This is a genomic window from Chromobacterium sp. IIBBL 290-4 (genome assembly GCF_024207115.1).
Taxonomy (GTDB): Bacteria; Pseudomonadota; Gammaproteobacteria; order Burkholderiales; family Chromobacteriaceae; genus Chromobacterium.
On record NZ_CP100128.1, the window covers coordinates 4,868,768 to 4,885,308 of the forward strand.

Annotated in this window: 20 protein-coding genes; 1 reads left to right on the forward strand and 19 read right to left on the reverse strand. The window is 61.5% G+C overall.

All coding sequences use genetic code 11. The features are described 5' to 3' along the window. Positions 1–78: 78 nt before the first annotated feature. The 19 genes from fliR to NKT35_RS22940 all read right to left on the reverse strand — a co-directional run bounded on the left by fliR (position 79) and on the right by NKT35_RS22940 (position 15,441). On the reverse strand, positions 79–855 hold the full coding sequence (gene fliR / locus NKT35_RS22850; RefSeq protein ID WP_254297572.1) for a flagellar biosynthetic protein FliR: 777 nt from the start codon (positions 853–855) through the stop codon (positions 79–81). Then, complete coding sequence (gene fliQ / locus NKT35_RS22855) at positions 855–1,124, reverse strand: flagellar biosynthesis protein FliQ (RefSeq protein ID WP_254297573.1); 270 nt, start codon at positions 1,122–1,124, stop codon at positions 855–857. The genes fliR and fliQ overlap by 1 nt, the downstream gene beginning before the upstream one ends. After that, a complete protein-coding gene (locus NKT35_RS22860) occupies positions 1,121–1,621 on the reverse strand; it encodes a GNAT family N-acetyltransferase (RefSeq protein ID WP_254297574.1) in 501 nt (166 codons plus the stop codon). Before NKT35_RS22860 ends, fliQ begins: the two co-directional genes overlap by 4 nt. Further along, on the reverse strand, positions 1,618–2,370 hold the full coding sequence (fliP, locus tag NKT35_RS22865) for a flagellar type III secretion system pore protein FliP (protein ID WP_254297575.1): 753 nt from the start codon (positions 2,368–2,370) through the stop codon (positions 1,618–1,620). The genes NKT35_RS22860 and fliP overlap by 4 nt, the downstream gene beginning before the upstream one ends. Then, positions 2,367–2,837 (reverse strand): flagellar biosynthetic protein FliO, encoded by a 471-nt coding sequence (fliO, locus tag NKT35_RS22870; protein WP_254297576.1) that lies wholly within the window; start codon positions 2,835–2,837, stop codon positions 2,367–2,369. The genes fliP and fliO overlap by 4 nt, the downstream gene beginning before the upstream one ends. Continuing rightward, complete coding sequence (gene fliN, locus NKT35_RS22875) at positions 2,837–3,271, reverse strand: flagellar motor switch protein FliN (protein ID WP_254297577.1); 435 nt, start codon at positions 3,269–3,271, stop codon at positions 2,837–2,839. The genes fliO and fliN overlap by 1 nt, the downstream gene beginning before the upstream one ends. Continuing rightward, positions 3,268–4,272, reverse strand: a complete 1,005-nt coding sequence (gene fliM / locus NKT35_RS22880) for a flagellar motor switch protein FliM (RefSeq protein ID WP_254297578.1) — start codon at positions 4,270–4,272, stop codon at positions 3,268–3,270. Before fliM ends, fliN begins: the two co-directional genes overlap by 4 nt. 6 nt (positions 4,273–4,278) lie before the next feature. Continuing rightward, positions 4,279–4,800 carry a flagellar basal body-associated FliL family protein gene (locus tag NKT35_RS22885; protein ID WP_254297579.1) on the reverse strand — a complete coding sequence of 174 codons (522 nt, stop codon included), beginning with the start codon at positions 4,798–4,800 and terminating at the stop codon, positions 4,279–4,281. A gap of 108 nt (positions 4,801–4,908) precedes the next feature. Further along, positions 4,909–5,835: a flagellar hook-length control protein FliK gene (locus NKT35_RS22890; protein ID WP_254297580.1), complete on the reverse strand. Its 927-nt coding sequence runs from the start codon at positions 5,833–5,835 to the stop codon at positions 4,909–4,911. Positions 5,836–5,895: 60 nt separating this feature from the next. Further along, positions 5,896–6,342, reverse strand: a complete 447-nt coding sequence (gene fliJ / locus NKT35_RS22895; RefSeq protein ID WP_254297581.1) for a flagellar export protein FliJ — start codon at positions 6,340–6,342, stop codon at positions 5,896–5,898. Between the two features lie 10 nt (positions 6,343–6,352). After that, positions 6,353–7,747: a flagellar protein export ATPase FliI gene (fliI, locus tag NKT35_RS22900; RefSeq protein ID WP_254297582.1), complete on the reverse strand. Its 1,395-nt coding sequence runs from the start codon at positions 7,745–7,747 to the stop codon at positions 6,353–6,355. After that, positions 7,728–8,597 carry a FliH/SctL family protein gene (locus NKT35_RS22905; RefSeq protein WP_254297583.1) on the reverse strand — a complete coding sequence of 290 codons (870 nt, stop codon included), beginning with the start codon at positions 8,595–8,597 and terminating at the stop codon, positions 7,728–7,730. The genes fliI and NKT35_RS22905 overlap by 20 nt, the downstream gene beginning before the upstream one ends. Continuing rightward, positions 8,578–9,576: a flagellar motor switch protein FliG gene (fliG, locus tag NKT35_RS22910; protein ID WP_254297584.1), complete on the reverse strand. Its 999-nt coding sequence runs from the start codon at positions 9,574–9,576 to the stop codon at positions 8,578–8,580. The genes NKT35_RS22905 and fliG overlap by 20 nt, the downstream gene beginning before the upstream one ends. Continuing rightward, a complete protein-coding gene (fliF, locus tag NKT35_RS22915) occupies positions 9,569–11,296 on the reverse strand; it encodes a flagellar basal-body MS-ring/collar protein FliF (RefSeq protein WP_254297585.1) in 1,728 nt (575 codons plus the stop codon). Before fliF ends, fliG begins: the two co-directional genes overlap by 8 nt. A gap of 51 nt (positions 11,297–11,347) precedes the next feature. Then, entirely contained in the window at positions 11,348–11,671 is a 324-nt protein-coding gene (gene fliE / locus NKT35_RS22920; protein WP_254297586.1) for a flagellar hook-basal body complex protein FliE, read from the reverse strand. Positions 11,672–11,673: 2 nt separating this feature from the next. Then, a complete protein-coding gene (locus tag NKT35_RS22925) occupies positions 11,674–13,044 on the reverse strand; it encodes a sigma-54-dependent transcriptional regulator (RefSeq protein WP_254297587.1) in 1,371 nt (456 codons plus the stop codon). 6 nt (positions 13,045–13,050) lie between these two features. Beyond that, positions 13,051–13,746, reverse strand: a complete 696-nt coding sequence (locus NKT35_RS22930) for a chemotaxis protein CheB (protein ID WP_254297588.1) — start codon at positions 13,744–13,746, stop codon at positions 13,051–13,053. A 144-nt stretch (positions 13,747–13,890) separates the two neighbouring features. After that, on the reverse strand, positions 13,891–14,367 hold the full coding sequence (locus NKT35_RS22935; protein ID WP_371926410.1) for a low molecular weight protein-tyrosine-phosphatase: 477 nt from the start codon (positions 14,365–14,367) through the stop codon (positions 13,891–13,893). Between the two features lie 150 nt (positions 14,368–14,517). After that, positions 14,518–15,441, reverse strand: a complete 924-nt coding sequence (locus NKT35_RS22940) for a LysR family transcriptional regulator (RefSeq protein WP_254297590.1) — start codon at positions 15,439–15,441, stop codon at positions 14,518–14,520. Positions 15,442–15,536: 95 nt separating this feature from the next. On the opposite strand from NKT35_RS22940, the gene NKT35_RS22945 reads away from it, so the two are divergent. Beyond that, positions 15,537–16,529, forward strand: coding sequence for a bile acid:sodium symporter family protein (locus NKT35_RS22945; protein ID WP_254297591.1), 993 nt, complete (start codon positions 15,537–15,539; stop codon positions 16,527–16,529). The last annotated feature ends 12 nt before the right edge of the window (positions 16,530–16,541 follow it).

The window sequence follows — 16,541 nt, forward strand, 5'->3', positions numbered from 1 at the left end:
GGTTCGGACGAACCGGATCGTCGATCAAAATTTCGCGGTATTTTAACAGAAAGCGGGCGCAGTCTACGAGTATCGCCGCTACTTGGCCTGCAGCATGCGCAGCATCATTTCAAAGCCGGCCTGGTACATCCGCTCTATCACCGGAATCATCATCGGCATCGTCACATACAGGGTGCCGAAACCTATCATGATGGTCAGCGGGAAACCGAAGGAGAAGATGTTGAATTGCGGCGCGGCGCGGGTCATCACCCCGATGGCCAGGTTGGTGATCAACAGCGCGCCTATCACCGGCATGGCCAGCAAGACGCCCCACTCGACCAGATGGCTGCCCCACAACACCAGGGACTTGATGCCCTGCGCCGGCATGGACAAGCCTATGGGCAGCACCTTGAAGCTTTCAAACAAAGTGTGCAGCACCACATGATGGCCGTCGAAGGCCAGGAACAGAAAGAACGTGAACAGCGACAGCATCTGCGACAGCACCGGCACCTGGGCGGCATGGATGGGGTCGTAGAACATGGCGAACCCCAGGCCGGTTTGCGCGCCGATGATGAAGCCGGTGATTTCCACCGCGCTGATCACCAAGCGCATCACAAAACCCATGGCCAAGCCAATCAGCAGTTGCTGTATCAGGATCGCGATTCCCTCCGCCGACACCAGCGGCACGGCCGGCAACGGCGGCAGCAAGGGCGCCATCAATACGGTCAGCATCAGGGCGAAGCCGGCTTTGAACGAGCGCGGCAGGCCGCGGTAGGCGAAGATGGGCTCAGCCAGGAACAGCCCGACAATGCGGGCGAACGGCCAGACGAAGGCCGATACCAGCGCGTTGATCTGAACATCGCTTAAAGTCAGCATCAGCCTATCACGTTGGGTATGCTTTGGAACAAGCGGGTGGTGTACTCGATCAGGGTATTGAGCATCCACGGCCCCGCCAGCACCAACACCAGAAACATCGCCAGCAGCTTGGGAATAAAGGTCAGCGTCATTTCGTTGATCTGGGTAGCCGCTTGCAAAACGCTGACCAGCAAGCCGACCAGCAAGGAGGTCAGCAAGACCGGCGCGGCGACGATGATCAGGATGTACAAAGCATTCTGAACAATGCTGATGACCAGTTCCGGGCTCATTTTTCCTCCTCGCGCCAGCCGCCTTTGGCCAGCAGCCAATTATCGATTTCCACGCCATTGCGGACGATGCGATTGGCGCGCAGCAAGCGATAGCCCGCGCGCTCGAATACCGGCCTGGCGGCATGGCTGGCCCAGGCATGCAGGGCGATGACGCCCTCTCTTGCCGCCTGCGCCTCCAGTTCGGCGATCATCGCGCTCGCCAATCCTTGCCTGCCGCACCAGGGCGCGACGAACAACATGTCGAACTCGCCGCCGCGCTTGAGCCAGGCAAAGCCGGCCAGTCGGCCGTCATCCGCCACAGCCTTGCAGGCCCAGGCGCCAGCCAGGCGCTCGCGCCACCCTTGCTCAACGCCATCGCTCCAACTCCGCATCGGCGCCCAGGCTGCGCACTGCTCTCGCGTGTAGGCGCCGCCGGCCAAAGCGTGCACGCTCTCCTGGAACAACTGGAAGCAAGCCGGCCAATCCTCCCGCTCCAGCTTTTGCAAACGCGCCGTCATCCGGTGTAAAAACTCTGCACCAGCGAGCCCATCAACAGCGTCCAGCCGTCAACCAGCACGAACAACATCATCTTGAACGGCAAGGAGATGGTGACCGGCGACACCATCATCATGCCCATCGCCATCAGGATGCTGGCCACCACCAGGTCGATGATCATGAAGGGGATGAAAATCATGAAGCCGATCTGGAACGCCGTCTTCATCTCGCTGATGGCGAAAGCCGGAATCAGCGTTTTCATCGACACGTCTTCCTTGGTCTGCGGCTTGGGCGACTGGGATATCTCAATGAAGAAAGCCAGATCCTTTTCCCGCGTCTGCCGCAGCATGAAGGCCTTCATCGGCTTGCTCGCTTCGTCCAGCGCCTGGTTGAAACTGATCTTGTCGTCGGAGAACGGCACCCAGGCCTTGCTGTACACTTGGTCGAAGGTCGGCCCCATGACGAACAGCGTCAAAAACAGCGCCAAGCCGACGATGACCTGGTTAGGCGGGGTTTGGGTGGTGCCCAAGGCCTGCCGCAACAAAGACAATACGATCACGATGCGGGTGAAGGCCGTCATCATCAGCATCATCGCCGGAATGAAGCCCAAGGCGGTCATGAACAGCAGCATCTGCAGGCTGAGCGAATAATTCTGCCCGCCGCCCGCCGCCGGGCTGCTGGTCATCAGCGGCAAGCCCGCCGCCGCGTCCGCCAACAAAGGCGACAACAAGGCCGCGCCGCTGGCGAGGCCGATCACAATCTTTTTTTTCATTGCTTGTCCCGTGTCGCCGCTCCGGCGCGGCTTTTATCCAGGGCTTGCTTCAACCAACGGGCAAAGGGTTCGGCGGGCGTTTGCGGCGCGGTTTCGGCGCCTTCGGGACGGGGCATCTTGTTCAGCAAATTGACCTGATTGGGCGTCACACCCAGCACCAGCCATTCGCCTTCCAACTCGACGATCACCACCCGCTCCTTCTGTCCAACCATGGCGCCGCCCACAACCCTGACCCGGCCAGCCGTGCCCAGCATGCCGCCGGACACGCGGCGCAACAGCCAAGCCACGCCGACAATGGCGCCCAGCACCACCGCCAGCGCCAATACCACTTGCAGCAAACTGACAAAGGGCGACGGCGACGGCGCGACCGGCGCCGCGGCAGGCAGCGCCGACGCCATGGCGGAAGCTAGAACGCAAAATGCGCCCGGCAGCGCCAGACGCACTTGGAAAACTGGTTTGATGTTCATTATTTCTGCAATCGACGTATGCGTTCGGCTGGCGTGATGATATCCGTCAGGCGGATGCCGAACTTGTCGTTCACCACCACCACTTCGCCCTGGGCGATCAGACAACCGTTCACCAGCACGTCCATCGGCTCGCCGGCCATGCCGTCCAATTCCACCACCGAGCCCTGGGCTAATTGCAACAGGTTGCGGATGGCGATCTTGGTTCGACCCAGCTCCACGGTCAGCTGCACCGGGATGTCCAGGATCATGTCCAGATTCTGCGGACCGCTTACCGCGCTGCTGGCGCCCAACTCCTGAAACAGGTTCTGCGCCGGCACCGCCTCGACAGGCGGCTGGCTGTCGACCGTCTCCTGCTCCGCCATCGCGGCGGCCCAGTCGTCCATCGAAATTTCTTCTTCCGCGCCGGCGCCGCCGGCTTGTGCTTCTTCGCTCATTGCTCTTTCTCTCCCGGGGATTCCAAGAACTCATGGGCCCCCGCCAGAATCTTTTCCACTTTCAGCGCATACCGCCCCTGCACCGTGCCGTAACTGGCTTCGAATACCGGGATTCCAGACACATCCGCCTCCACCCGCTCGGGTATGTCCACCATCACCACATCGCCGTTTTTCAGATTCAGTATCTGTCCCAGCGTTACCTTGGCGTGCGCCAGGCTCGCCACCAGCTCCACCTCGGCCGCCTGCACCTGGTGGGTCATCAGATTGACCCAGCGGTTGTCCACCTCGGTGCGGTCGGCCTGCATGGTGCTGGACAACAAGTCGCGGATAGGCTCGACCATCGAATACGGCAAGCAGATATGGAAATCGCCGCCGCCCGCGCCCAGTTCGATATGGAAGGTCACCGCCACCACCACTTCCGTCGGCGTGGCGATGTTGGCGAACTGGGTGTTCATCTCGGAACGCAGATACACGAACTCGATCGGATACACCGGCTCCCAGGCTTTCTGGCATTCGGAGAACACCACCTCCAGCAGGCGATGGATGATGCGCTGCTCGGTCGGCGTGAAATCTCGGCCCTCCACCCGAACGTGGTAGCGGCCATCGCTGCCGAACAGATTATCCACGATCAGGAATACCAAATCCGGATCGAAAATCAGCAAGCCGGTGCCGCGCAAAGGCTTGACGTGCACCAGGTTCAGGTTAGTCGGCACCACCAGATTGCGGATGAACTCGCTGTATTTCTGCACCCGCACCGGTCCCACCGAAATTTCGGCGTTGCGGCGCAAAAAGTTGAACAGGCCTATGCGCAGATTGCGGGCGAAACGCTCATTGATGATTTCCAGGGTCGGCATCCGGCCCCGGACAATGCGTTCCTGCCGGCCGATATCATAGCCGCGGACACCTTGGGCGTCCTGCCCGCCTTCCTCGTCTTCGTCCTCTCCGGAGACGCCGCGCAGTAGCGCGTCGACCTCCTCCTGGGACAGGATATCGTCGCCCATCGCCTCTTATTGCTTCTGAATGATGAAGGATGTGAACAGCACGCTATCCACCGGAGGATCTTCGCCAGCATCCATCGCTTCGTTGATGATCTGCTTGACCTGAGCCTTCAGCTTGACCTTGCCGTCCGCCGTGCTGATTTCCGCCGCGCTCTTGGATGACAACAACAGGATCACCGCGCTGCGGATCTTGGGCGCGTAGTCGGTGAACTTCTTCTTTGCCTCTTCGTCGCTCAATTCAGCCTGCATGTCCACTTGCAGCAGGCTGCCGTCATTGCCGGCCAGATTGACCACGAAGGTGTCCATTTTCTCGAACACCGGCGGGCCCTCTTTTTTCTTCTTCGGTTTTTCCTTGACCTCTTCGGTCTGCGCGCCGCCCGGCGCTTTATGCATGCTGGTGAACATATAGACGGCCAGCCCGCCCACCGCGGCCAGAACCAGGACCAGCAGGATGATGACGATCAGCATCAGCTTGTTGCCGCCTCCGCCCGCCTTCTTTTCCGCTTTTTCCGCCTTTTTATCATCAGACATATGTTATGACCTGTTCTTTAAGATGTGCCTAGTGAAATCTTAAACGATTTCCCGGCCGTATTTTCCAGTTTTCTCGGCCATCTGAACAGTATCGATATCAAATTCGGGTCAGGCAAAGATGCTAAGTATGCCGCGCGCGGCCTTCAGCGCCGTCAAAGCGTCCACGCCGGACACCTCCGCCGGCCCCTCCGCCTGCTGCTGCCCCTTCTTCTGCTGATAAGCTTGCCGCTGCTGATCGGACTGCCCGCTGGACACCTGGGAGTCGGTCAACTGGATGCCATTGGCCGACATCATCGAGCTCAGCCGGTGCATATTGTTTTCCAGCGCCTCGCGCGTCGCCGGCACGGCTGCGGTGAACATCACCTGCGCCTGATCGTTGCCGTTCATTTTGACGGTAACCTCGATCGGGCCCAGTTGCGGGGGATTGAGCTGGATCTGCGCCTTGTCCATCTTCAAGTTCACCATGCCCAGCACCTGCTCGCCCAGCGCCTTGCCCCAGCTGGGATCGGTGAGCTGCTGCGGCAAGGAAAGCTGCGGCATATTTGTGGGGGCGACTTGTTGCGGCTGCTGATTGCTCTGCGCAGCCTGCTGCGCGGCCTGAAGCGGCAAGAATTGCGCATTGGCGGCATCCGGGTCCGGCAATTTTTGCTGAAGCGGCTGCCAGTTGAAGCTCTGCTTGGCTTGCGACAAAACCGTAGGATCGATCTTCGCCGCGACCTGCTGCAGCAAATCGGGCGCAGCCTGTTTGACATCCACCGGAGAAAGCTGGCTCTGCATGGCGGCGGCCAGCGGCATGGCCAACACGGCTTGCATCGAGGCGTCCGTCGTGGAAGGCTTGTCGTCCTTGCTGTCCGTTTTCGTATCGACAGCGCCGTCGCCCAAGCCTTGCAGCCCGCCGACCGAACTCAGCTGCAAACCCAGCAGGCTGGCGAACAAATCGCCCGCGCCGCCTTGCGCGGGCCCTGCGGCACCGCCGGAAGAGGCGCCGGTGGAAGGGGCGGTCTTGACGGCAGCGGTGGTGACAGTGATGGTCATGGCAAAACCTCGGCAGATACGTTACGGCAGAACTAAAGCAAACAATGTGCCAGATCCTAACTAGCCGCCGTGCGTACGGTCCCAGAACTGCCGGGTGGCAAACTCGTCGGTCTGCTTTTGCTGCAACTTGGCCTCTTTCTGCGCCTCGCGCTCGATCTCGCGCTGCAACAGCTTTTCATAGGCTTTGAATTTCTTGTATTCCATTTGCCAAGCTTGCCTCTCCATCACAAAACGCTGGGTGCAACGCTCCACCTCTTGCGTTTGCTGCGTCATCGCCTCGTCCAGCCTAAGCAGAAACTTGCAGAAATCCTGATACTGCATCACCGAGATGCCCTTGCCGCCGCTATCGACCAGGCGGTGGCGGTACTCCTCGCGAAAATCGTGCAATTGCTGCTGCCGCGACTGCGCCTGAATCAGTCGGTTCTGGGCCGCGCCCATGCGCTCCGCCGCGGCCTGCTGCTTCTCATCCGCCAGTTGAATCAACAGCTGATACTTGCTTTGCGCCATCGCTCACCTCTCAAGCCAGCACCATGGCCAGTTGCTCGCAACAAGAGGCGTAATCCTGCGACTCATGCATGGGCTGGGTCAGGAAGCTCACCATGGGCAGCTGCCGGCGCATCGCGTCATCCAGCACCGGGTCCGAGCCGGGGACATAAGCGCCCACGCTGATCAAGTCCCGGTTGCGCTGATAACGGGAGTACAGCTGCTTGAATTGGCGCGCCAGATCGGTTTGCGACTGCGGCACCACATCCACCATCACCCGGCTGATGGACTGTTCGATATCGATGGCGGGATAGTGGCCGGCTTCGGCCAAGCTGCGCGACAGCACAAAGTGGCCATCCAGAATGGCCCGCGCCGAGTCGGCGATCGGATCCTGCTGGTCGTCGCCTTCGGACAAAACCGTGTAGAAACCGGTAATGGAGCCGCCGCCCTCCTCGCCATTGCCGGCCCGCTCGATCAGTTGCGGCAGCCGCGCGAAAACGGACGGCGGATAACCCTTGGTTACCGGCGGCTCGCCGATCGCCAGCGCGATTTCGCGCTGCGCCATGGCGTAACGGGTGACCGAATCCATCAGCAGCAGCACATCCAGGCCCTGGGCGCGGAAATACTCGGCCAGAGCGGTCGCATACGCCGCGCCGTGCAAACGCATCAAGGGCGGCATATCGGCCGGCGCGGCCACCACTACGGAACGGGCGCGCCCCTCCTCGCCCAGGATGTTTTCGATGAAGTCCTTGACCTCGCGCCCCCGCTCGCCGATCAGGCCCACCACCACCACATCGGCCTTGGTGAAACGGGCCATCATGCCCAGCAACACCGACTTGCCGACGCCGGAACCGGCGAACAAGCCCAGGCGCTGGCCGCGGCCGACGGTAAGCAAGCCGTTGATGGCGCGCACGCCCACATCCAGCACATCATGCACCGGCGTGCGATGAAGCGGGTTCATCGGCTGGCTGTACAAGGGAAACCAGGCATCAGGATGGATAGGGCCGAGGTCATCCAGCGGACGGCCCAGCGAGTCCAGCACCCGCCCCAGCAGACTCAGCCCCACCGGCACCTGGCGGCCGCTGGCCGCCATCGCCCCCGCCGCGCGGTGCGCATGGCCGTAGCGCGGCGGCGCCAGCCCGGGCAGAGGCAATACCGGCGTGCCCGGCAGCAGGCCGTGCACATTGCTCAGCGGCATCAAAAAGACTTTATCGTCGGAGAAGCCCACCACTTCCGCTTCAACCGCCTTGCCTTCAGGCAGCATCACCTGGCAGGCGCTGCCCACCGGCAGCTTGATGCCGACCGCCTCCATCACCATGCCGGTGACGCGCACCAGGCGGCCGCAAGGCTGCCACAAGCTGGCGGCCGCGGCCGCCTCGCCGCATGCGGCCAGCCATTCGCGCTGACGCTCAATCAGATGCCGGCTCATCGCTCTCGGCCTCCAGGCCAAGCGCGCGGGATAGCGCGGCCAAGCGGGTTTCCATGCTCATGTCGAGACGAATCGAAGACGCATCGATCACGCAGCCGCCGCGGGCGATGGCGGGATCCTCAATCCACTGCCACACCGTCTCCGGCGACTCCTGCTCCAGAAACGCGCGCGCGGCGGCAAGATCGGCCGGATTGACCCGCAAACGCGCGCCCGCCAGCGTGGACGGCAACTCGCTCAAGGCAGACTGCAGCAAGGGCAGCAACGCCTGCTCATCGCATGCGATCTGCCGCTGTACCACCTTTTGCGCCAGCTGCCAGGCAAGCTTGAGCACATCGCCGGCCAAAGCCTCCTCCACCCGGGCCAACTCGGCGGAAAAGGCATCGCTCATCTTGCGCAAGGATTGCCAAGCCTCTTCCAGTTGCGGCGCCAACTCCGCGCGCGCCGCCGCGGCGCCTTGTTCCTGGCCCGCCTGCAAGCCCTGCTCGAACCCTTCCGCCCGTCCGGCTTCCAAACCCGCCTCATGGCCGGTTTGCCAGGCCTCCTGATGGATAGCCTCCAATTCGGCGGCGGTAGGATAGCTCAGCGCAGGCTCTTCCTCCTGCTCCGCCACCTCTTCCCGCTCCGCCATGGCCTCGGCTTCGGCCAATGAAACCGGAATCTGCTGGGCGCCTTCTCCGGCCGCGATCTTCTCCGCCAGGCTGGCGCCGGGACGGCGCGTCTGGCTCATCGCCATCAACTGGGCGGGATTCAAGGCTTGCGTGAAGCCATCCAGGGACGATGGACTCCAACTGGTCCAGCTTTCCAGTTGCTCGCCGGGAATGATGGGACTGTTACTCGACGAGGCCTTCATCGCCGCCCTTGCTGCCTAGCACGATTTGACCGTCGTCGGCGAGCTTGCGCACCACCTTGAGGATTTCCTTCTGCTCGGCTTCCACTTCCGACAGTTTGACCGGCCCTTTGGACTCGAGATCGTCGCGCAGCATTTCCGCCGCGCGTTGCGACATATTGCGGAAGATTTTTTCTTTCAGGTCGTTGCTTGTGCCCTTCAAGGCGATCACCAGGGAGTCGGTCTGCACCTCGCGCAAGATGGTCTGGATCGAGCGATCGTCAATATCCAGAATATTCTCGAACACGAACATTTTGTCCTGAATGCGCTGCGCCAGCTCCGGATCGTACTCGCGGATAAAGCTGAGGGCGGACGCTTCGACATTGCCACCCATGAAGTTGAGAATTTCCGCGGTGAGTCCCACGCCGCCGGACGCGCTCTTCTTGATGCGGTCCGAGCCGGACAGCAGCTGGGTCAGCACATCGTTCAGCTCGCGCAGCGCCTGCGGCTGCACGCCTTCCAGCGTGGCGGTCCGGATCAGCACTTCATTGCGCATGCGCTCGGGGAAGAAAGACAGGATGGAACTGGACAGATCCGGCTCCAGGTGAACCAGGATGGTGGCGATGATCTGCGGGTGTTCGTGGCGGATCAGGTCAGCGGCCGAAGACGGATCCATCCACTTCAGGCTTTCAATGCCGCTGTGATCATTGCCCTGCATGATCTTGTCCAGCAGGTTGGAAGCCTTGTCCGGCCCCAGCGCCTCGATCAACACATTGCGCAGATATTCGTCGGACGCGCCTATGCTGGCGCGGGCGTCGCACTCCTTGCGGAAGTCGGCCACCACCTCATCGATCTGCTCGTAGCTGAGGTTGTTGATCGCCGCCATCGCCAGCGAGATTTTCTGCACTTCCTTGGGGCCCAGGTATTTGAACACCTCAACCGCCTCGTTCTGGCCGAGACTGAACAGCAGCACGGCGCTCTTGCGGATTCCGTTATCACTCATCGGCGGTTATCCATTCCTTGATGATCTGGGCCGCCATGCGCGGATCAGACTTCACCAGCTCGCGCACGGCCTCAAGATTGCTGGAGTACTGCTTCCTCTGCGCCTCGCGCGGATCCACCGCTCCGGCGGCCCCATCCACAGCCAGCGCGGCCATGGCGGTTTCGCCTTCCTCGCCGGCCACGCCGAGCAGCCGGCCTCCCGCCCCCGCCGCGCCGCCCTCTCCCGCAGAAGCCTGGGGACGCACCAGATCGCGCATGATGGGCCGCACCACGCCAAACAACAAGTACAACACCGCGATAGCGATCAGGCCGTACTTGACCAGGCCGGTGCCGTTGTCGGACACATAATTGACCACGCGCTCCTGCACCGTCACCGGCTGCGCATTGTCCGCAAACGCCGCGTTGACCACATTCAGCGTATCGCCGCGGCCCGAGTTGTACCCCATGGCCTCTTTGACCAGATTATTGATCTGCTGCACTTCCTGCGGCGACAGCGGCGTCGGCTTCATTTCGCCGTTCTTGTCCGGCATGCGGCGATAGTTCACCACCACCGCAGCCGACAAGCGCTTGACCGAGCCGGTCGGCATCTTGGTGTGCTGAACGGTTTTATCCACCTCGTAATTGGTGGTGATGTCGCGCTGCAATGCTCCGCTGGCGCTTACGCCTTGTCCGGACAGATTCGCCGTGCCCGGCGCGGCGCCCGGCGGCAGCGTGATAGGCGCGGACGCGGCGGAAGGCGGCTGATTGGACAGCGCGCCCGGCACGCCGGTGGGATTGGCTGAGCCATTGACCAGCTTTTCGCTGATCTGCTGGCTGCGCGTCGCCGAGGGGTTGGGATTGGAATTGGGCCGGAAGGTTTCCGAGGTTTGCTCCGTCTCGGAAAAATCCACATTGGCCGTCACCTGGGCGCGGGCATTGCCGTGGCCGAAGATAGGCTCGAGGATGTCCTCAATGCGTTTGACGTAGCCATCCTCGATCTGGCGCACAAAACCCAGCTGGCGCTGATCGAGGCCCGAGTTTTCATCCGGCCCCATCTGCTTGGACAGCAGATTGCCGTCCTGATCGACGATGGTGACGTTCTTCACCGGCAGATTGGGCACCGAGCTGGACACCAGATGCAGGATGCCCGCAACCTGGCCGGCGTCCAGAATCCGCCCGCCGTAAAGCTGCAGCATCACCGAAGCAGTGGGTGCCTGCTGCTCGCGCACGAACACGCTCTGCTTGGGGGTGGCGATATGCACGCGGGCGCTTTGCACCGAGGAGATGGCCTCGATGGTACGGGCCAGCTCGCCCTCGATGGAACGCTGATAGTTGACCTGCTCGGCGAACTGGCTGATGCCGAACTTCTGGTTGTCCATCAGTTCGAAACCCACGCCGCTGGCCTTGGGCAGCCCTTGGGCCGCCAATTTCAAACGAACGTCGTACACCCGGTCCGACGGCACGGAAATCACGCCGCCGTCGCCCAGCTGATAGGGAATGTTCATTTGCTGCAGCGCAGCCGTCACCTGGCCGCCGTCGCGGTCGGCAAGATTGGAGAACAGGATTTTATAAGAGGGGGTGCGATTGAGGAAAACCGCCCCTACGACGACGGCGAAAATTGCCGCCAGCGCCGTCAGAAACAAGATTTTCTTGTTGTTGGGCAGGGCCTTGAAGCGATCATTCGCTTCGTTCAGGCGGCTGCGCCAAGCTGGTGTTGCGTTTTCTTCTGCCAGATCAGCCATACGGTGGTGTGAGGTTTAGGTCCACCGCTGCCCGAAAGGAGTCCGACAGCGCTAGACTTGGGTATTCATGATTTCCTGATAGGCGCTGACCAATTTATTGCGCGCCTGCACCATGGTCTGGAACGAGAGGCTGGCTTTCTGCAATGACATCATCACATCTTGCAGATTCACCTCTTTATTATCGCCCAGCTGAAACTGCTTTTGCATCTCCTCCGATGTCTGCTGCGCCGAGTTGACCTGCTCGATGGTAGATTTGAGCACGTCCGAAAAGTCGACCTGCGGCGTTTCCTGCGTCGCATGCGCTTGCTTGCCGGCGGCCAGCGCCGCCGCGCTTCGCAATTCGCCCAGCAACTGGTCGATATTATTGACTGACATGGCTACTCCGTGCCATTACCCTCCGAAACATCCTGGTCTGTCGCGCCCTCATCACGGTAGCGCTGCAGTTTGTAACGCAAAGTGCGCTCGCTAATGCCCAGTTTTTCCGCCGCCAGCTTTCTCACTCCGCCGACTGCTGCCAATGTTTCCAGAATATGGCGTTTTTCAAGGGTTTTCATGTCGGCTTCATCCGACACCGAACTGTCTTTCTCAGACACCGTCCGGGTACACATCCCCGCGCCCATCATGTCGTCCAACAACAAATCGGCGGCAATAATTTCCGCCCCGGCGGCAAGAATGACCGCCCGCTGCACGACATTATCCAGTTCGCGGATGTTACCCTCCCAACTATAGGCCGTCAAATGACGTTCCGCATCCCTGGAAAACACCAGAGATGCCCGTCCCGCGGCCTCCGCATATCTTCTAAGCAGGAATCGTGCCAAGGGCAGAATATCATCAGGGCGATCCGCCAGCGCCGGGATGCGCAAGGGGAAAACATTCAGCCGGAAATATAAATCCTCGCGGAAGCGCCCCGCCTCCACTTCCGCCTGCAAATCTCGATTAGACGTCGCCAACACCCGGATGTCCAATTTAACCGTCCGGGTGCTGCCGATGCGCTCCACCTCGCGCTCCTGCAGCACGCGCAGCAGCTTGGCCTGCAGCGCCAAGGCCATTTCCGTCACCTCGTCCAGCAGAATGGTGCCGGCCTGGGCTTGCTCGAATTTGCCGGGCAAGGCCTGCGCCGCGCCAGTGAACGCGCCGCGCTCATGGCCGAACAAGGTGGACTCCAGCAAATTATCCGGTATGGCCGCGCAATTGACCGCCACAAACGGCCCGGCGTGGCGCTTCGAATGCCGGTGGATGTAGCGCGCCAACACCTCCTTGCCGGTGCCGCTGGGCCCGCTGATCATCACGCTGGCGTCGCTCTGCGCCACGCGCCCCGCCAGGGCGAACAGCTGCCGCATGGCGGCGGACTCCGCCACCACCTCGCCGCCGTCGTCGCCCGGCATCGCCAGCAAATGCTTCTCCACCTCGGCCAACAGGCTTTGCGGCTCGAAGGGCTTGAGCAAGTAATGCGTGGCGCCCGCGCGCAACAGTTCAATCGCCCTCTCGATCACGCCATAGGCGGTCATCAGGATGAAAGGCACGCCGGGATATTGCTTCTTGACCTCCTCGAACAGCGCGTAGCCGTCCATCGGCGCCATTTGCGCGTCGGAAATGATCAAGCCCACCGGCTCCTGCTTCAAGCGCTGCAGCGCTTGGCCGCCATCCGCGGCCTCCAGCGTCGGATAGCCCGACAAAGACAAAGTATCAATGATGGCCTCGCGCAAATCCGCGTCGTCTTCGACCACCAGAATCGGTAAGAACTTCATGGAATCCTAAATAGAAGGCTGGCGTTGATGCACCAGCGTCACCAGCCGCTGCGCGATGCTGGTCAGGGGCAGCACCTCGTGCGCCGCGCCCAGCGCGATCGCTTCTTTCGGCATGCCGAACACCACGCAGCTAGCCTCGTCCTGAGCGATGTTCCAGGCGCCCGCCTGCTTCAGCTCCAACATGCCGCCAGCGCCGTCGCGGCCCATGCCGGTCAAGATGATGCCTATGCAGTTCTTGCTCACCAGATTGGCCGCCGAACGAAACAATACATCTACCGACGGCCGATGCCGGTTTACCGCCGGGCCGGCATTCAAAGACGTGCTGTAGCCTATGGTCGGCGCGTTTTTGATCAGCAAATGGGAATGTCCCGGCGCGATGTAGACGGTGCCGGCCTGCAAGCGCTCATTATCCTCCGCCTCCTTCACCCGCATCCGACACAGCGTATCCAACCGTTGGGCGAAAGAATGCGTAAACATTTCAGGCATATGCTGAGCGATGAGTATGGGCGGCATATTCGCGGGAAGAGCGGTCAACAGCGTGCGCAGCGCCTCCGTTCCGCCGGTTGAGGAGCCGATGACGATAACCGTCTGGCTCGCCAGCGGCGTCTTGCCCGGCTGGCGCGGCAAAATGACGTCCGCGCTGTGGCTGGGAACGATCTCCAGCGGCGCCCTGGCGCCCCGTTCTCTCGATGTCAGAGCCATGGCGCGCCCCAATAAGCATAAGAGGTGGATTTCCGGGACAGCCTTGTCTGCATCGTCAGTCTTTCAACAGGCGGGAATGATTGGTTGTTAACATAGCTTAGCAGCCGATAGCGAGCAGGTCAGCCCGCCATAGGGTCAGAATCTCTACTTAGACAGCCGCGCCAGCCAGCGCTCGCATGCCTCCTCAAGCAAATCGAGCACGCCCTCGAAACCCTGGCTGCCGCCATAGTAAGGATCAGGCACCTCGCGCCCTTCGCCCAGCGGCTCCAGCATCAGGCGCAAACGGCCTTGCAGATCCGCGGGACAGCGTCCGCGCAAGTCCGCCAGATTATGTTTATCCGCCGCCAGGATCAGATCGAAAGCCGCGAAGTCTGCATCATTCACCTGCCGGGCGCGCTGGCCGCTCAGATCATATCCCCTCTTCGCCGCGGCGCTAGCGCTGCGCGCATCCGGCGGCTCGCCTACATGGTAGCCATGCGTGCCGGCCGAGTCGACGGCAATGCTTGCCGCCAGCCCGCGCGCCGCCAGCATGTGCCGCATGACACCCTCCGCCGTCGGGGAGCGGCATATATTGCCATGGCACACGAACAATATGGAATATCGCGCTCTAGCGTCAGCCATCCCTCTGCATCCTTATCCGCCACAGGCATTGTGGCAATGATGGAAACATGCACACCCTTCAGCCGGCAAGGATATTACGGCAAAACCCCAACAGCCAAGCGCGCAATTTGTCAAAATTCATGTTGACAGCCATAAACAAACCCCAAGCCCTCATGCCTGCCCTTTTATCCCACGGGCGATGTCCTGTAAACGCCCTTTCATTGCCAGCACCAGCCGCCACAGGTGTTCCGCGGCGGGAGACAGGGTTCGGTTCCGGCGCCGCAACAATACAATGCGCCGGCTGGCTCTAGGCTTTAGCGGCACCACAGTCAGATGGCAGCCCTCGGGAAATGGCAACGCCAAGCCCGGCGTCACGCTAAGCCCCATGCCGGCATCCACCATCTTGAAAACCGAGTGCGAATGCCCCAGCTCCACAATCACTTGGCAATTCAAGCGATGGCGGCTCAATAAGCGGTCTATCAGCGGCCGACTGCCCGAGCTGGCATCTAGCAAGGCCAACTCTTCGCCGTCCAGCTGTTCCCATTGCGCCTCCGCCAATGTCGCCAGACGATGATCGTTTCGGCATACCAGCCAGAAGTCATCAACCAACACTTCCGCCTGCTCCAGGTCGTCGCAATCCCCTTGCTCCACCACCAGGCCGAAATCCGCCGCGCCGCTGCGCACCGCCTCCACATTCAGCCGCTGCACCTGGTCCTGCAGATGCAGCTTCAATTGCGGATAGCTTTCCCGGCAGGCGGCGATGATGGATGGCATCAGGCTGGCCGACAGCGTGGGGCTGCAGGCGACGCGCACGCTGCCCATCGCCTGGCCGCCCTCCTTGCGCGTGGCATCCAGCACCTCATCCAGCTCATCCAGCGCGCGGCAAAGCTTGGGCAGCAAGCGCCGGCCGGCTTCGGTCAAGACCACCTCACGGGTGGTGCGATCCAGCAGACGCAAGTCCAGCGTCTGCTCCAGTTCTCGCACCGCCCGACTGACCGCCGGCTGGGTCAGGCCCATATCATCGCCGGCGCGGCTGAAGCCGCCCTGCTCCGCCACCCGGCGGAACACCCGCAGCTGCCGCAAAGTATAATTCATGATTTCTATTTATTAATTGATCAGATAAATACATTTGTATTCTGAATTGGACTGCGTTTCAATACTTGCATCCACTCTTTCGTCGAATCATTGCCATGCCCAAGCTACTGGATTCCTTCACCCTGGCGCTGATCTGCACCGTGACGCTGGCCAGCCTGCTGCCTTGCCACGGCGAAGCGGCTCAAATATTCAACTTGATCACCAACCTGGCCATCGGCCTGCTGTTTTTTCTGCACGGCGTCAAACTGTCGCGCGAAGCGGTGCTGGCCGGCATGGGCCACTGGCGGCTGCACCTGACCGTGCTGGCGTGCACCTTCGCGCTGTTCCCCATACTGGGACTATTGCTCAAGCCGGTGCTGACGCCGCTGGTCACGCCCGAGTTGTACCTGGGGGTGTTGTATCTGTGCATGCTGCCGTCCACGGTGCAATCGTCCATCGCCTTCACCTCGATGGCACAAGGCAATGTGCCGGCGGCCATCTGCAGCGCCACCGCCTCCAACCTGCTGGGCATCTTCATCACGCCGCTGCTGGTAGGCTGGCTGGTAGTCAGCCATGGCGGCCTGGACCAAAGCATGGGATCGGCGCTGGACATCGTTTACCAGCTGCTGCTGCCCTTCATCGCCGGTCAGATCGCGCGGCGCTGGATAGGCCGCTGGGTGGACCGTTACAAGGCCATTCTGAAATATGTGGACCAGGGGTCGATTCTGATGGTGGTCTATACCGCCTTCAGCGCGGCGGTGATCAGCGGGCTATGGCGGCAAACGCCGCCGACCGCCCTGGCAGGCCTGCTGGTGGTCAACATCATCTTGCTGGGCTTGCTGCTGGGCATCACCACGCTGGCGGGCCGCAAGCTGGGCTTCAATCGCGAGGATCAGATCACCATCCTGTTCTGCGGCTCGAAAAAGAGCCTGGCCAGCGGCGTGCCCATGGCCAAGGTGCTGTTCGCCGGCCACGCCATCGGCGCCATCGTGCTGCCGCTGATGCTGTTCCACCAGATCCAGCTGATGGTATGCGCCATGCTGGCGCAACGTTTCCGCCAGCAGCACCTGCACGCCGGACGCATGCAAGAAAAATCCCCGCTGGTTTAGCGGGGATGCGGA

Excerpts from the sequence above, each read along its gene's own strand:
- fliI (WP_254297582.1), bottom strand. The coding sequence starts at position 7,747 with ATGAGCCGGCATCTGATTGAGCGTCAGCGCGAATGGCTGGCCGCATGC.
- NKT35_RS22935 (WP_371926410.1), bottom strand. The coding sequence starts at position 14,367 with ATGGCTGACGCTAGAGCGCGATATTCCATATTGTTCGTGTGCCATGGC.
- fliJ (WP_254297581.1), bottom strand. The coding sequence starts at position 6,342 with ATGGCGCAAAGCAAGTATCAGCTGTTGATTCAACTGGCGGATGAGAAG.
- fliF (WP_254297585.1), bottom strand. The coding sequence starts at position 11,296 with ATGGCTGATCTGGCAGAAGAAAACGCAACACCAGCTTGGCGCAGCCGC.
- NKT35_RS22945 (WP_254297591.1), top strand. The coding sequence starts at position 15,537 with ATGCCCAAGCTACTGGATTCCTTCACCCTGGCGCTGATCTGCACCGTG.
- fliO (WP_254297576.1), bottom strand. The coding sequence starts at position 2,837 with ATGAACATCAAACCAGTTTTCCAAGTGCGTCTGGCGCTGCCGGGCGCA.
- fliM (WP_254297578.1), bottom strand. The coding sequence starts at position 4,272 with ATGGGCGACGATATCCTGTCCCAGGAGGAGGTCGACGCGCTACTGCGC.
- fliG (WP_254297584.1), bottom strand. The coding sequence starts at position 9,576 with ATGAGTGATAACGGAATCCGCAAGAGCGCCGTGCTGCTGTTCAGTCTC.
- NKT35_RS22860 (WP_254297574.1), bottom strand. The coding sequence starts at position 1,621 with ATGACGGCGCGTTTGCAAAAGCTGGAGCGGGAGGATTGGCCGGCTTGC.
- NKT35_RS22885 (WP_254297579.1), bottom strand. The coding sequence starts at position 4,800 with ATGTCTGATGATAAAAAGGCGGAAAAAGCGGAAAAGAAGGCGGGCGGA.
- fliP (WP_254297575.1), bottom strand. The coding sequence starts at position 2,370 with ATGAAAAAAAAGATTGTGATCGGCCTCGCCAGCGGCGCGGCCTTGTTG.
- fliR (WP_254297572.1), bottom strand. The coding sequence starts at position 855 with ATGCTGACTTTAAGCGATGTTCAGATCAACGCGCTGGTATCGGCCTTC.
- NKT35_RS22890 (WP_254297580.1), bottom strand. The coding sequence starts at position 5,835 with ATGACCATCACTGTCACCACCGCTGCCGTCAAGACCGCCCCTTCCACC.
- NKT35_RS22905 (WP_254297583.1), bottom strand. The coding sequence starts at position 8,597 with ATGAAGGCCTCGTCGAGTAACAGTCCCATCATTCCCGGCGAGCAACTG.
- NKT35_RS22930 (WP_254297588.1), bottom strand. The coding sequence starts at position 13,746 with ATGGCTCTGACATCGAGAGAACGGGGCGCCAGGGCGCCGCTGGAGATC.
- NKT35_RS22925 (WP_254297587.1), bottom strand. The coding sequence starts at position 13,044 with ATGAAGTTCTTACCGATTCTGGTGGTCGAAGACGACGCGGATTTGCGC.
- NKT35_RS22940 (WP_254297590.1), bottom strand. The coding sequence starts at position 15,441 with ATGAATTATACTTTGCGGCAGCTGCGGGTGTTCCGCCGGGTGGCGGAG.
- fliQ (WP_254297573.1), bottom strand. The coding sequence starts at position 1,124 with ATGAGCCCGGAACTGGTCATCAGCATTGTTCAGAATGCTTTGTACATC.
- fliE (WP_254297586.1), bottom strand. The coding sequence starts at position 11,671 with ATGTCAGTCAATAATATCGACCAGTTGCTGGGCGAATTGCGAAGCGCG.
- fliN (WP_254297577.1), bottom strand. The coding sequence starts at position 3,271 with ATGAGCGAAGAAGCACAAGCCGGCGGCGCCGGCGCGGAAGAAGAAATT.